The sequence below is a fragment of the Sphaerisporangium fuscum genome, from assembly GCF_018531465.1.
Classification (GTDB): Bacteria; Actinomycetota; Actinomycetes; order Streptosporangiales; family Streptosporangiaceae; genus Sphaerisporangium; species Sphaerisporangium fuscum.
The window spans coordinates 81,821-96,319 of sequence record NZ_JAHDTF010000017.1 but is presented as its reverse complement, the minus strand read 5'-3'; the positions used below and the strand labels follow the sequence as shown (position 1 = coordinate 96,319).

Sequence of the window (14,499 nt, the reverse complement as noted above, 5' to 3'; positions counted from 1 at the left end):
GCTCGTCTTTTTCCAGGGTGCACTTCGTTACAGGGAGGGGTACCCACTGGGGCGTCCTACTCCAGGCCTCGCCTGCCCCAGCGGGAGGGATGCCGGGGATAGCCGCCGTCCTCCAGGTCGGCGAGCCGCTCGAAGACGTTCCACGAGGCGGGGTGCCCGCACACCGCGAACGACACCACGACCGCCAGGACGTAAAGGACCAGCATGGGCAGGCCTATGCAGAAGGCGTACTGGGTGGCGTGCCGGTCCTCGTGCCTCAGCAGGGCCCCGGTGAGGTAGCCCTCGTCGTGGGCGGTCAGCACGACGTTCCCGACGGTGAAGGCCCCGGCGACCGGGAAGCGGATGCGGTACCCGTGGGCGTACAGCAGGCCCTGCTCGCCGCGCCGGACCCGCGCCCGGCCGGCGACCGCGATGAGCAGGCCGAGCGGCGTCGACAGGTTGACGTAGTTGAGCACCTGCCTGACCCGGTGCCGCCGCCGCATGCCTCGATTGTGACCGAACGCCGCCGGGCGGCGGTAGCGGCCGGTCAGGGTGCCAGGTGGCGGTAGCGGCCCTCGTGGTAGATCAGCGGGGGACCGTCGTTCGGTATGTCGGCCGAGACGACCTCGCCGAGGATGACCGAATGGTCTCCGCCGTCGTAGACGTTGACCGTGCGGCATTCGAGCGTCGCGATGGCGGTGTCGAACAGCGCGTGGCCGAGGGTGCCGCGGCGGTGTGACCAGCGGTCGAGCTGCCCTTCGAGGGTGCGCCCGCGCGTGGCGAAGGCCCGGGAGGCCTCCTCGCCGTCGTCGCCGAGCACCGAGACGCCCCAGACCCCAGCCTCCAGCACCGCGTCGTGGAACCTCGCGATCTTCTCGACGCACACCAGCACCAGCAGTGGGTCCAGGGAGACCGAGGCGAAGGAGTTGACCGTCATGGCGTGGTCGACGCCGCCGGCCACCGTCGTCACGATGGCGATACCCGTCGCGAAACGGCCCGCCACCTTACGGAAGACCGCCTGATCTACCTCACTGTGGCCGGATCTTTGGTGCACGCGGGCCAGCTTATGCGGACATACCACCCGAGATGTTCATCGGGCGGTCCTTACCGGGCGGTCCTTGGTGCACCAACCAGGAACTCGTGGACGGAATGAGCAGGACGGCGGCCACCAGCGCCAGGGCCCCGCCCCCGAGATACCAGTAACCGGGGGCGTCGGCCGCCACGACGAGATCGCCTTCGGGACGCTTCATCGAGAACATCATCGCGACCAGCATCCACCCGAGACCCGGGACGAACGCGCCGAGCTTGCTGCCCATGAGCCTGCCGGCGCCGTACAGCAGACCGAACAGCACGGCGGACAGGACGATCGGGATGGGCGGCACGTAATCGCCCAGAGGCCAGGAATGTTCGAGGCCGGACACCACGCCGTACGCGACCCCGAGGACGAAGAGCACACCGTAGGCAGCGCCGGTCACCACGGCCTCGGCACCTTGGCGAGTTACGGCCTCGACCTGCTCTTCCTCCATGGTTCGCAAGGCTAGCCGATCCCCTGGGGGACACCCCGCACGGCCACCCGCCCCCCTCTGATCACATATCGCCCAATCAGTGCCAATACGGCCACAAGGCTGTCCACTGAGGCGGACCTTGACGCAGGGGGAGGCGAACTTGACGTCAGTCGTCGACGGCCTGGTAGAGGGTGGTCCAGAAGTCGTGGATGACCCGCATCGAATCCGGGGTGGACGCCCCGACCTGGGTGAGCAGGATGCCGGTGATCTGGTTGACCGGGTCGGCGTAGGTCGCCGAGCCGCTTCCGCCGTCCCAGCCGAACTGGCCGATGGGGGCGTAGTCGCCGCGGTAGGTGCGCACCGCCATCCCGAAACCCCAGCCACCGTGCTGCCCCTGGCCGAACGAGATGTGCACGCTGTCGCGGGCCAGGGCGTTCCGGGCGGCGTTCTGCTCGGGGGTGAGGCTGTTGGTGGTCATCAGCTCGACGGCGGGCCGGGACAGGATCCGTTCGCTGCCGTGCTTGCCATGGTTGAGCAGCATCCGGAAGTAGGCGTGGTAGTCGTCTGCGGTGGAGACCAGCCCGCCGCCGCCGCCCTGGAACGCCGGAGGCCTGCTCCACCGGCCTTCCTCGGCCTCGTCCCACACGTGGAACTCTCCGGTCTGCGGGTCGGGGGCGTAGAGGGTCGGCAGCCGGTCGATCTTGTCGGCGGGCACGTGGAAGCCGGTGTCCTTCATCCCCAGCGGGTCGAAGATGCGTTCGCGCAGGAACGTCTCGAACGACTGGCCGGTGACCCTGGCGACCAGCACGCCGAGCAGATCATTGCTGATGTGGTACTGCCAGCGCTCTCCCGGCTGGTGCATCAGCGGAAGCGCGCCAAGGCGGCGCATCCACTCGTCCGGCTCGGGCACCGGCGTGGGCAGATTCGGCGTGAGCCCCTGCTCGAAGACCGCGTTCATGATCGGAGTGCCCAGCGACGTGAAATCCAGGCCGAGCCCGAACGTGGAGGTCAGCAGGTCCCGTACGGTGATCGGCCGCCGCGCCGGCACGGTGTCGTCCAACGGGCCGTCGATCCGCTTGAGCACCTGCCGGTCGGCCAGTTCCGGCAGCCACTGCTGCACCAGGTCGTCCAGCCGCACCCGGCACTCATCCAGCAGGACCATCGCCGCCGCGACCGTGACCGGCTTGGAGGTGGAGGCCATCCGGAAGATCGTGTCCCGGCGCATCGGCGCACCGCCGTCATGACGCATCGTCCCGAGCGCCTCGACGTGTGTCTCCTCCCCCCGGCTGAACAGGGCGACGAGCCCAGGGATCTTCCCCGACTCGACATGCCGCGCCAGCACCTCACGCAACCTGCGCAGCCCTGCTTCAGAAAAGCCGCTGTTGCCGTTTCCCATCATGAATCTCCTTGCATGCGGTGTTCGATCTTGCGAGACCCGTCCCGGTGAGGCGCTCGTGGCCTGGGCGGGCCGGGAGCCGAGCCTGGCGGAATGCCCGGCCGGCTTCCCATCGACGTTCGGGAATCTCTGAACGTCTGCGACACTACATTGCGTTCATAAATCAGTCAACAAGCAAACTGGGGACGTTTTCCCTGTACTATCGGCTAGGCATGCTCCGCATTGCAATGACATTGATGCTGAACGCAATAGGTGATCAAGGCCGTCGATTGCAATGAGCTACGGGCGAATGCATACTGTGGAGCGGGTGCGCCGGTTCGGAGCCCCGCGCGTCGACCGACAGGAGACCAGCACCGATGCCCGGAGGCAGACTCACCGACGAGGACCGCCGGCACATCGCCGCGGGACTGGCCGAGGGACTCGGATACGCGGAGATCGGCCGGCGCCTGGAGCGGCCCGCTTCGACCATCATGCGCGAGGTCACCCGCAACGGCGGACCCGACGACTACCAAGCCGACCGGGCGCAGCAGGCCACACGACACCGTGCGCGCCGCCACAAGCAGGCCCGGCCTCCCGCCCCTCCGATCCCCGACACCGGGCACGGGCGCGACCCCCAAGCGGTCAAGGACTTCACCGAGTCCTTCACCGACCTCCTCATCCAACAAGGTCTGCCCCGCATGGAGGCCAGGCTGCTCGCCTGCCTCTACACCACCGACTCCGGCGCCCTCACCGCCGCCGACCTGGTCCAGCGGCTTCGCGTCAGCCCGGCGTCGATCTCGCACGCCGTCGCCTTCCTCGAACAGCAGGGAATGCTCAGCCGCGAACGCGTCCCCGGCGCACGACGCGAACGCTACATCGCCGACGACGAGATCTGGCTCCGGTCCATGCTGGCGTCCCTGCAGATGAACGACGCCCTGGCGGCCGCGTCACAACGCGGAGCCGAGATCCTCGGGCCCACGACCCCGGCCGGCGCCCGCTTCCGGTCCTCCGCCGAACTCCTTCTCCTCATGAGCCAGGCCCTCCGGCAGGTCATGGAGCAGTGGCAGCAGAACCAGGCCACCCGGAACGCCGACCACACGAGACGGTGACATCGCCGGCTGGCGGCAATGAGAACGGCCCTCTACCGCGGTCGCGGTAGAGGGCCGTTCCTGGTGGTCAGGCGGGGGTTTCGGCGGTGGCGGTGAGGACGGCGCGACCGAGGGTGTGACCGGTCATGGTGAAGCCGAGAAGGGCCGGCGTGGCGTCGGCCGGAACGCCGATGGACTCGACGTCGAGGGCGTGCACCACGACGAAGTAGCGGTGCGGGCCGTGCCCGGGCGGCGGGGCGGCGCCGATGTAGCGGGCGGCGCGGGCGTCGTTGGGCAGCTGGAAGGCGCCCTCGGGCAGGCCTGATCCGGTGTCGTCGCCGGCGCCTTCGGGCAGTTCGGTGACGGTGGCGGGGATGTCGGCCACCGCCCAGTGCCAGAACCCGGACCCGGTGGGCGCGTCGGGGTCGTAGACGGTGACGGCGTAGCTCTTGGTGCCTTCCGGGGCGCCGCTCCAGGACAACTGCGGGGAGACGTCCTTGCCGCCGGGCACGCCGGAGGAGAACTGCTCGGGCGCCCAGGCGGCGCCGTCGCTGATGGTGGTGCTGGTGACGGAGAAGGAGGCCACCTCGGGAAGGCGGGCAAAGGGGTCATTCGCGCTCATCGCGGCGTTCCTTTCGGGTCGTGCCGTGGGTGGCGGTGACGCGGCAGACGGCACGCAGGGAGGCATCGCCATCGCCCGTCATCACTCGAAATCGACGATAGCACGAATAATCGATTTTCTACGGGATCATCTAGACTGTGGACATGACCCAGACGGACCACACCTCGACCTCGCCGGGCAAGCAGATGCTCTCCGAGCAGGTCTACGCCCACCTGCGGGACGCGATCATGCGTGGGAAGTACGCCCCCGGAGACGCCCTCAAACCGCAGGAGCTCGCCAAGGAACAGGGCGTGAGCCTGGCCGTGGTGCGCGAGGCGCTCGTACGGGTGGTCGGCGAGGGTCTGGCCGACCGGCTGCCCAACCGAGGCTTCGCCGTCCCGTCCTTCTCCGACCGTCGCTGGCAGGAGATCGCCGAGGCGCGCCGGACCATCGAACCGGTCGTGCTGCGCATGTCCATCGAGCGCGGCGACGTCGACTGGGAGGCCCGCGTACGCGCCGCCCACCACCGTCTGGCCCGTACCCCGCCGTACACGCCGGAAGATGGCGAGCACTACAGCGAAGCCTGGTCCAAAGCCCACCGGGTCTTCCACCGGACGCTCCTGGAGGGGTGCGGCAACCCCGTCCTGCTGGAGACCTTCGACCGGTTGTGGACCGCCAGCGAGCTGGCCCGCCGCTGGTCGGCGCGCCGCACTCCCGAGCGGGACGGCATCAGCGAACACCGCAGGCTGGAAGAGGCGGCGCTGGCCCGCGACGCCGACACCGCGGCCGAGGTACTGACCCGGCACCTCGCCCAGACCGCGGCCGCACTCAACCAGAACCCCGTGAAGCAGGCCTGACAGCCTCGCCGACCCGGCCCGGGGCCGTTCAGTCCCTTCGCCTTGGCGTGCACGTAGCCGGACCAGGCCCGCGGCGGAGGCGTGGCCTGCCGGTGCCGGCAACGTGGGTGAGCGGCGAAGGGCGGCGGGAGACCGTCGCCGCCCCTCGTCAGGACGCCGCCTCGTCCGTCACTGGTTCGTGGTCAGGCGTCCCAGGTGACCGGGAGGCTCTTGACCCCGTAGATGTCCGCGGTCTCCGGACGCAGGGCGACCTCTTCGGCCGGTACGGCCAGGCGCAGCGTGGGGAAGCGGTTGATCAGCGCGGGGAAGGCGACCCGCATCTCGACGCGGGCCAGCTGCTGGCCCAGGCACTGGTGGATCCCGTGGCTGAAGGCCAGGTGCCCGCCCTCCTGCCGGTGGAGGTCGAGCACGTGGGGATCGGTGAAGCGCTCAGGGTCGCGGTTGGCGGTGTTGAGGGACAGGATGACCGTCGTGCCGGCCGTGATGGTCTGGCCGCCCAGCTCGACGTCCTCCAGCGCCGTCCGCATGAACGTCTTGGCGACGCTCAGGTATCGCAGCAGTTCCTCCACGGCCGTGTCGATGAGTGCGGGGTCGGCGCGCAGCGCGGCCAGCTGCGCGGGATTCTGCAGCAGCGCGAAGGTGCCCAGCGCCAGCATGTTCGCGGTGGTGTCGAACCCGGCCGACAGCAGGATCAGGGCCATCCCCCGCAGTTCCTCATCGGTCAGATCGCTGTCGGTGAGATCGCTGAGCAGGTCGTCGGTGGGGTTGGCGCGCTTGGCCGCCACCAGCTCCGCGAGGTACTGCTGGGTCGCGGTGTAGGCCGCGATCAGTTCTTCGTCGCCGACCTCCCCGCCGAGGAACTTGTCGATGTGCTCCTGGAAGGAGCCCCGGTCCTCGTACGGCACGCCCAGCAGCTCACAGATCACGATGGCGGGGATGGGCTTGGCGAACGCGGTCACCAGGTCCGCCGACGGCCCGGCCTTCTCCATGGCGTCCAGGTGCTCGGCGGTGATCTGCTCGACGCGCTCGGTGAGCAGCCGCATCCGCCGGACGGTGAACTTGCCCACCAGCGGTTTGCGGTAGCGGCTGTGCTGGGGCTCGTCCATGAGGAGGAACTCGCCGGGCGGCGCCGGGGGGACCTCGATGTCGCCGTAGTCGATCAGCGGGTGGTGGCGCATGAGCTCCTTGCGTGAGCTGAACCGGGAGTCCGCCAGGATCGCCCGGACCAGGTCATAGCCGGTGACCAGCCAGCCCTGGTGGCCGTCGGGGAAGGGGAAACGGCTGATCGGGCCGTGCCCGCGAGCGTCGATCAGCTCTGCGGGCGGGTCGAAGGGACAGCCGGGCTGACGCGTGGTCGGCAGCGGCGTGACGGTGTGGACGGATGCGTTCATAGCCTGCACTTTCGAGATATTACGTGTTTTACGCTGCCGAAAGCTACGTTGCATTCAGATGACTGTCAACCCACTAAAGGCGCTCGCCCTGGTACAAACGGCAAATCGATGCAATGACGCTGAGGCCGAATGCAACGACGCTTTGCACTGAATGGCGGTGAAAGCAATGGAATGGACCCTCAAGCGCACCTCGGCCAGAGGACATCCGGATCACGGTCGACGTGATGGGGGAAATCCAGCGGCGGGCGTGCACGCCGGCCTACCAGGCGGGTTCGTCGATGCGCGGACGCCGCAGCAGGAACTCGGCCTTGCCCATACACTTCACGCCGCCATCCCGGCCCGGCCGCGAGACTCCTCAGCCGGGTTCGCCCCCGGCGGGTCTTCTTCCTGCTCGGCCCGTGTGCGCGCATGTGGACCGGCCGTGCCGAGGTCAGCGAGCCCGGTACGGGCGCGGGCCGCGCAGTCTTCGGCGCGGCCCGCGCCGCTGTCGGCGGCGGCGTGACCCCCACCGGCCGCAAGGCCCTCACGCGGGCCCGGTTCTTGTCTTTGGGTGCCGTTCGCGGCCCTGAGGCCCCGGTCGCAGAACCGCTCATGGCGTCCACCATCGCGGGCCGCGCTGACATCGGGCCGTCGCCGTGCTGACACGGCCGCTGACGCGACACTGCGTCAGACCTAGGGTCCTGCCCGGTGCAGGGCGGCGCCGGATTCGCGTACATCGCCCCCGGCGCCGGCCTGGGAGCACTACGGACGGCGGGGCATGCCGGTGCTCAGTCGGTGATGCCCGCGAAGAAGTCGTCCTCGCGGTCGTAGGGCTCGCCGATGCCTCCGTCCTCCACCGGGAGGCCCTTGCCCGCCGGGCCGCGCACCCCGGCCTTGAGGATGAAGTGCTCGATGCCGATGCCCTGCTCGCCGATGCTCTCGGACATCTTGAACCAGGGGGCGTCCAGGTCGATCTGGGAGCGGTGGGCCCTCATCGCGTCCAGCTTGGCCCCGGCGTACGCGCGGCCGTCGATCTCGGTGGTGATCACGTCGTCGGCGACGCCGAACGGCAGGTCGTCGACGTTCTCGGGAGTGAAGAAGTCGAAGTCGGTGTCGCGCATGGCCTCGGCGACCCGCCGCATCGCGGACTTCGGCATCGTCGTGAAGTAGAACTTGAGGATCCGCCAGGGCTCACCCTCGCCGAAGGAGGGGTCGGCCGCCAGCTCGAAGGCGCGCCACGCGACGCGGTGGGCCTGGATGTGGTCGGGGTGGCCGTAGAAGCCGTTCTCGTCGTAGGTGACGAGCACCTGCGGGCGCACCTCGCGGATGATCTTCACGAGCTCACCGGCCGCCTCGTCGAGGTCGGCCTGCCAGAAGCACCGGGGATCGTCGTTGCTGGGGACGCCCATCATGCCGGAGTCGCGCCAGCGGCCGGCACCGCCGAGGAACCGGTGGTCGTCGACGCCAAGGGCCTTGCAGGCGGCCTCGAGCTCGCCGACGCGGTGCTCACCGAGCCGGTTCTCCTTGTCGGCGGCCAGATGGGCGAGGTCGGGCACGACGATCTCACCCTCCTCACCGAGCGTGCAGGTCACGAGGGTGACGTGGGCGCCTTCGGCGGCGTATTTGGCCATCGTGGCGCCCGTGCTGCTCGTTTCGTCATCAGGGTGGGCGTGCACGAGCAGCAGACGGCGATCAGTCATGCGGCCGAGCCTATCCCCCACTCCCGACAAAACCGCCCACCCGATCTCCGCACGGCTCCCCCTGGGGTCCCCTCCACAACCGCCGATCGGTTGTCCACAGGCCGGGGGCGAGCGGCGTGCCGGCGCGGGGTGGCCTGGCAGGATGAGGGCCATGAGTGAGAGCTTCCCGCGCCTTTACGCAAGGACCCGCCGATTCACCCTCGGAGTGCCCCGCGGCTTCACGATCGCCCCCGGCGGTGACCGCGTCATCTTCCTGCGCAGCCGCTCAGGCACCGACCCGGTGACCTGCCTGTGGGAGCTCGATCTCGCGGCGGGCGCCGAGCGCCTGGTGGTCGACCCCACCGCTCTCGGCGCCGCCGACGAAGACCTGCCCGCCGAGGAGCGGGCGCGGCGTGAGCGCGCGAGGGAGCAGGCGGGCGGCGTCGTGGCCTATTCCACCGACGCCGCGGTGGCCTCGGCCGCCTTCGCCCTGTCCGGCGGGCTCTACCTCGCCGACCTGAAGTCCGGCGCGGTGCGCCGGGTCGACACCCCTGGTCCCGTGGTCGACCCGCGCCTGTCCCCCGACGGCTCGCGCGTCGCGTACGTCACGGGCGGAGCCCTCCACGTGCACCACGTCCCCACGGGCGACGACCTCGCGCTCGCGACCCCGGAGGCCGAGGGCGTGACCTACGGCCTGGCGGAGTTCATCGCGGCCGAGGAGCTCGACCGCATGCGCGGCTACTGGTGGTCGCCCGACGGCACGGCGCTGCTGGTCGAGCGTGCCGACGAGTCCCCGGTGCAGACCTGGCACATCGCCGACCCGGCCAACCCCTCCAAGCCCCCCACCTCGATCGCCTATCCCTCGGCCGGCACTCCCAACGCCGTCGTCGAGCTGCTGGTGCTCGGCCTCGACGGCTCCCGCACCGCCGTCCCGTTCGACGACGAATATCTCGTGACCGCCTCCTGGGACCGCCACGGCCCGCTGATCGTCACGATGCCCCGCGACCAGAAGGCCCTTCGCGTCCTCGCGGTCGACCCGGCCACCGGCGCCGCCGAGCTCGTCCGTGAGGACACCGACGCCGCCTGGGTCGACGTGATCCTCGGGGTGCCCGCGCGTCTTTCCGACGGCACCCTGGTGTGGGTCGCCGATTCCGAGGGCGGGCGCCGCCTGGTGGTCGGCGACGCCCCGGTCACCCCGCCGACCCTGCAGGTCCGCGAGGTGCTCGGTGTCGACGGCGACATCGTGCTGTTCCGCGCGAGCGGCGAGCCGACCGAGGTCCACCTGTGGACATGGTCGGCCGGCACCATCACCCCGGTCACTAGCGAGCCCGGCGTCCACAGCGGCCAGCTGACCAACGGCACTCTGCTGATCATCAGCCAGACCCTCGACAGCCCCGCCACCACCGTGCAGGTGCGCAGCGGCGACCGGCGGCTGTATATCGACTCGCTCGCCGAGCGTCCCAAGATCGAACCACGCGTCTCCCTGATCCGCACGGGAGAGCGGGAGCTGTCCACCGCCGTGCTCCTGCCGAGCGGGCACGTGCCCGGCTCCAAGCGGCTGCCCGTCCTGATGGATCCGTACGGCGGGCCGCATGCCCAGCGGGTGCTCGCCAGCGGCCGCATGTTCCTCGAGTCGCAGTGGTTCGCCGACCAGGGCTTCGCCGTCATCGTGGCCGACGGCCGCGGCACGCCGGGCAGGGGTCCGGCGTTCGAGCGCGAGGTGCTGCACGACATGGCGAGCCCGGTGCTGGAAGACCAGATCGACGCTCTGCACGGTGTCGCGCAGCTCTACCCCGACGACCTCGATCTGTCCCGGGTCGCCATCAAGGGCTGGTCGTTCGGCGGCTTCCTCGCGGCCCTGGCCGTCCTGCGCCGGCCCGACGTCTTCCGCTCCGCCATCGCGGGAGCTCCGGTGACCGACTGGCGGTTGTACGACACCGCTTACACCGAGCGCTACCTCGGTCACCCCGACGAGCATCCCGACGTCTACGACCGCTCCTCGCTGACGGCCGACGCCGAGAAGCTGGAGACGCCGCTGCTGCTCATCCACGGCCTCGCCGACGACAACGTCGTGGCGGCCCACACACTCAGGCTGTCCTCGGCGCTTCTCGCCGCGAACCGTCCTCACACCTTCCTTCCGCTGTCCGGCGTCACCCACATGACCCCTCAGGAAGTGGTCGCCGAGAACCTCCTGCTCCTCCAGGTCAAGTTCCTCAAGCAGACCCTGAAGGTCGTCTGACCTGCACCCCGACGCCCGGTCGCCACAGCGCGACCGGGCGGCCGGAGTCCGGGCACGGTTCAGCGGGAGGTGCCGTGCCAGCTCGACCACAGGGCGGCGTAGGCGCCGCCCGCGGCGACCAGCTCCTCGTGTGAGCCGAGTTCGCTGATGCGGCCGTCCTCCACGACCGCCACCCGGTCGGCGTCGTGCGCGGTGTAGAGCCGGTGGGCGATGGCGATGACGGTGCGTCCTTCAAGGACGGCCGCCAGCGACCGTTCCAGGTGGCGGGCGGCGCGCGGGTCGATCAGCGAGGTCGCCTCGTCGAGCACCAGCGTGTGCGGGTCGGCGAGCACCAGCCGCGCGAGTGCGATCTGCTGGGCCTGGGCGGGCGACAGTGCGAGCCCGCCGGAGCCGACCAGGGTGTCGAGGCCGTCGGGCAGCGTCTCGACCCACTCCCAGGCGTCGACGGCCCTGAGGGCCTCCCCGACCTCGGTGTCGTCGGCCTCCGGCCGGGCGATGAGCACGTTGTCGCGCAGCGTGCCGCGGAACACGTGGTGCTCCTGGGTGACGAGGGCGACGTGCCCGCGCAGTTCGTCCAGCGGCAGCTCCACCAGCGACACGCCGCCGACCGTGACCGATCCGCTGCGCGGCCCGTGGATGCCGGCGAGCAGGCGGCCCAGGGTCGACTTGCCCGCTCCCGAAGGCCCCACCATCGCGAGCCGCTCTCCCGGCGCCACCTCCAGCGAGACGCCGTGCAGCACGTCGTGTCCCTCGCGGTAGGAGTACCTCACGTCGTCGGCGACCATCGCCTCGCCCTCGGGCCGCTCCTCACCCGCGTCGCGGTCGTCGGGCACGTTCGCCACGCCGAGCAGCCGGGCCATCGACGCCCCGCCGACCTGAAGCTCGTCCACCCACGACAGCAGCCGGTCGAGCGGGTCGATGAGCTGCTGGACGTACAACGTGGCGGCGGTCACCTGGGCCAGCGACACCCAGCCGTTGAGGTAGAACATCCCCCCGGCGAGCAGGGTCGCCACGATGGGGATCACGTAGCCGAACTCCACCGCCGGGAACCAGACCGTGCGCAGGCCGAGGGTGTAGCGCTCGGCGGCCCACGAGCGGGCGATGTCGGTGTCGGTGCGCTCGTGACGGCGGCGCTGCAGGCCGTACGCCTCGACGGTGCGGGCGCCCTCGACGGTCTCGCTCAGTCCCTCGGTCATCTCCGCGTAGGCGGCGTTCTCGCGCAGGTAGCCGTCCCTGGCACGCTTGAGGTACCAGCGCGTGGAGTACCACAACAGGGGCACCGCGACGAGGGACGGCAACAGCAGCAGCGGCCCGACGAGGGCCAGCGCGCCCAGCACGAACGCCCCCGCGACGAGCGCGATCAGCGTCTCGGGCACGGCGTGCCGCACCGTCCGCGACAGCGCGTCGACGTCGCGCGAGGTGCGCGTGATCAGGTCACCGGACCCCGCTCGCTCGACGGTCGAAAGCGGCAGCCCGAGGACCCGGTCGACGAACTCCTCGCGCAGCTCGGCGAGCACCTTCTCGCCCAGTTTGGCGGAGGCGTAGACGGCGTACCGGATCAGGACGGCCTGCACGGCGACGAACCCGGCGATCATGAGGGCGATCGTGTCGACGGCGACGCCTGTGCCGTCGCGCACGCTCTCGACCAGGTCCCCCAGCAGGCGCGGCGCGACGAGCCCGGCGACGGCGGCCAGGCCGTGCAGGGTGAGCGCGAGGGCGAGGGTGCCGGGGTACTTCAGCACGAGCCGCCGGGCGTACGCCCGCACCTGCGCCTGGTCGGCGACGGGCAGGATCCGCCGCTGCCCTCCCCCGGACGTCGCCTTCCCGTTCGCAGGTGGGGGTGTCGCTTCGGCGGGCGCGGAGCCTTGGCCCGCACGTTCCGGCTTCCGGTGCGTGGGCGCGGGTGCCCCGTGCCCTGCCGAGGGGTGCTCGACCGTTCGCTGGTCGTCGGTCACGGTCAGTCCTCCGCTCGGGTGACGGTCGCGGTGTAGGCGCGGTCGCCGGCGAGGAGGGCTCGATGAGTGCCCTCGGCGCGCACCCTGCCGTCCTCCATGAAGATCACGTGGTCGGCCCGGTCGAGCACGAGCGGGCTGGTCGTGCACACCAGGGTGGTGCGTCCGAGGCGCGCCTTGCCGAGCCGCTCGGCGATACGCGCCTCGGTGTGGGCGTCGACGGCGCTGGTCGGCTCGACCAGGATGAGCACTTCGGGGTCGGCGAGCAGCGCCCGTACGAGCCGGAGCCGCTGCTGCTGGCCGCCCGAGAACTCCCTGCCGGACTCGGCGATGTGGGACTCCAGCCCGTCGGCCAGGGCGTCGACGATGTCCTCGGCGCAGGCGGTGTGCAGGGCCTGCCGCAGATCGTCGTCGGCCGCCGAGCCGCCGACGTCGAGCTGGTCGCGCAGGCGGCCGCTGAACAGCTTGGCGGCGTTGTCGGCGACCAGGACGCGGCGCCTGACCTCGGCCAGCGGCAGTTCGGCGAGCGGGACGCCTCCGTAGGTGACGTCGGCGGCCTGGTAGCGTCCGAGCCGGTCGGCGACGGCGATCGCGTCCTCGGGGACGGCGCAGGCCAGGGCGGTGTACAACCCCTGCCGCAGGACGACGCCCGACGCCGCGTCGGCCAGGTCGCCGCCGGCGGTGGCGACCGTGCCCGTGTCGGCGACCTCGGGGTTCAGCGACAGGATGCGCACGACCCTGCGGGCCGCCACGTGCCCCTTGGTGATCTTGTCGGCGGCCTCGGTCAGCGTGCGCAGCGGGCCGACGAGGAACAGCGCGTACCCGTAGAAGGCGACCAGCTGGCCGACGGTGATCGTGCCGTCGATCGCGTAGTGGGCGCCCTGCCAGGTGACGAACGCGATCAGCAGACCTGGCAGCAGAAGCTGTGCGCCTTCGAGCGCCGCGTCCATCGACGCGACCCGGACGCCCGCCGTCCGCACCCGCTGCGACTCCTCGCGGTAGCGGTCGGCGAAGACCTGCTCGCCGCCGATGCCGCGCAGCACGCGCAGGCCCGCGACGATGTCGGAGGCGCGGGTCGCGAGGTCGCCCTGGAGGTCGCGCTGCTGGTGCTGCCTGCGGTGCAGCGGCCGAAGGAGCGGGGTGACGGCGAGGGCCATCAGGGGCACGCCGAGCAGGACGATCAGGCCGAGCCGCGGCGACGTCGTGATCAGGATGATCGTCACCGTGCCGATGGCGACCAGCGCCCCGGTGCCGCGCAGCAGGATGTCCATGGCGTTGCCGATCTGGGCGATGTCGGAGTTCCCGACACTGATCACCTCGCCGGTGGACAGCAGCTTCGGCAGTGTCGCGCCGAGGCGGGTGGCCTGCCGTGCGGTGACCTGCACGGTGCGGTAGGCCGCGCACAGCCAGTTGAAGACGGCCATGCGGTGCCGCATGACGCCGCCGACGGCCGTGACCACTCCGAGCCCCAGCAAGGCCGCCGACCAGCGCAGAAGTTCGCCGGCGTCGTGGTTGGTGAGGCTGTCGACCGCCTTGCCGAGGGCGGAGGGCACCAGCGCCTGCCCGAGCCACCAGAGCACGGCGTACGCGATGCCGAGCAGCAGCGGCCCGGACTGCCCGCGCGCGGTCCACCACAGGTACCGGAACGGGCTGCGGGCATCGGGAACGCCGGGATCGGCGAGTGGCAGGGAGCGCATAGCCCTTTCAGGCTGGCAAACGGGAGAGGACGCGGCAATCGGTTTTTCGGCGGCCCGGCGGCACGACCAGCGAAAACTCACCTGCACGACCGTTTCGCACAAAACTTTTCACATCCTGGAGGCCGTCAACCAAGGTTGACATCGCCATGGCTGTCAA

At 70.7% G+C, this 14,499-nt stretch carries 12 protein-coding genes; 3 read left to right on the top strand and 9 right to left on the bottom strand.

Annotated elements, in window-relative coordinates; all coding sequences use genetic code 11:
* Positions 1-56: 56 nt before the first annotated feature.
* The 4 genes from KIK05_RS21825 to KIK05_RS21810 form a co-directional block, all read right to left on the bottom strand.
* Entirely contained in the window at positions 57-482 is a 426-nt protein-coding gene (locus tag KIK05_RS21825) for a hypothetical protein (protein WP_214412633.1), read from the bottom strand.
* 44 nt (positions 483-526) lie between these two features.
* A complete protein-coding gene (locus tag KIK05_RS21820) occupies positions 527-1,033 on the bottom strand; it encodes a flavin reductase family protein (protein WP_214412632.1) in 507 nt (168 codons plus the stop codon).
* 10 nt (positions 1,034-1,043) lie between these two features.
* Positions 1,044-1,505: a DUF6113 family protein gene (locus tag KIK05_RS21815; RefSeq protein ID WP_214412631.1), complete on the bottom strand. Its 462-nt coding sequence runs from the start codon at positions 1,503-1,505 to the stop codon at positions 1,044-1,046.
* Between the two features lie 145 nt (positions 1,506-1,650).
* Entirely contained in the window at positions 1,651-2,880 is a 1,230-nt protein-coding gene (locus KIK05_RS21810; protein WP_372455605.1) for a serine hydrolase domain-containing protein, read from the bottom strand.
* Between the two features lie 356 nt (positions 2,881-3,236).
* On the opposite strand from KIK05_RS21810, the gene KIK05_RS21805 reads away from it, so the two are divergent.
* The gene (locus tag KIK05_RS21805; protein ID WP_214412629.1) at positions 3,237-3,968 is read left to right on the top strand and encodes a GbsR/MarR family transcriptional regulator; all 732 of its coding nucleotides are present in this window, start codon (positions 3,237-3,239) and stop codon (positions 3,966-3,968) included.
* Between the two features lie 67 nt (positions 3,969-4,035).
* Here KIK05_RS21805 and KIK05_RS21800 read toward each other — a convergent pair whose 3' ends face one another.
* Complete coding sequence (locus KIK05_RS21800; protein WP_214412628.1) at positions 4,036-4,569, bottom strand: YbhB/YbcL family Raf kinase inhibitor-like protein; 534 nt, start codon at positions 4,567-4,569, stop codon at positions 4,036-4,038.
* A gap of 143 nt (positions 4,570-4,712) precedes the next feature.
* Here KIK05_RS21800 and KIK05_RS21795 point away from each other — a divergent pair, with 143 nt between their 5' ends.
* Complete coding sequence (locus KIK05_RS21795) at positions 4,713-5,405, top strand: GntR family transcriptional regulator (RefSeq protein WP_214412627.1); 693 nt, start codon at positions 4,713-4,715, stop codon at positions 5,403-5,405.
* A gap of 182 nt (positions 5,406-5,587) precedes the next feature.
* Here KIK05_RS21795 and KIK05_RS21790 read toward each other — a convergent pair whose 3' ends face one another.
* Together KIK05_RS21790 and mshB are read right to left on the bottom strand one after the other, a co-directional pair.
* A complete protein-coding gene (locus tag KIK05_RS21790; RefSeq protein WP_214412626.1) occupies positions 5,588-6,796 on the bottom strand; it encodes a cytochrome P450 in 1,209 nt (402 codons plus the stop codon).
* 767 nt (positions 6,797-7,563) lie between these two features.
* Positions 7,564-8,475: an N-acetyl-1-D-myo-inositol-2-amino-2-deoxy-alpha-D-glucopyranoside deacetylase gene (mshB, locus tag KIK05_RS21785; protein WP_214412625.1), complete on the bottom strand. Its 912-nt coding sequence runs from the start codon at positions 8,473-8,475 to the stop codon at positions 7,564-7,566.
* A gap of 151 nt (positions 8,476-8,626) precedes the next feature.
* Here mshB and KIK05_RS21780 point away from each other — a divergent pair, with 151 nt between their 5' ends.
* Positions 8,627-10,693, top strand: a complete 2,067-nt coding sequence (locus KIK05_RS21780) for a S9 family peptidase (protein WP_214412624.1) — start codon at positions 8,627-8,629, stop codon at positions 10,691-10,693.
* 59 nt (positions 10,694-10,752) lie between these two features.
* Here KIK05_RS21780 and KIK05_RS21775 read toward each other — a convergent pair whose 3' ends face one another.
* A complete protein-coding gene (locus tag KIK05_RS21775; RefSeq protein WP_308250061.1) occupies positions 10,753-12,459 on the bottom strand; it encodes an ABC transporter ATP-binding protein in 1,707 nt (568 codons plus the stop codon).
* Between the two features lie 191 nt (positions 12,460-12,650).
* Complete coding sequence (locus tag KIK05_RS21770) at positions 12,651-14,342, bottom strand: ABC transporter ATP-binding protein (RefSeq protein ID WP_214412623.1); 1,692 nt, start codon at positions 14,340-14,342, stop codon at positions 12,651-12,653.
* Positions 14,343-14,499: the final 157 nt, after the last annotated feature.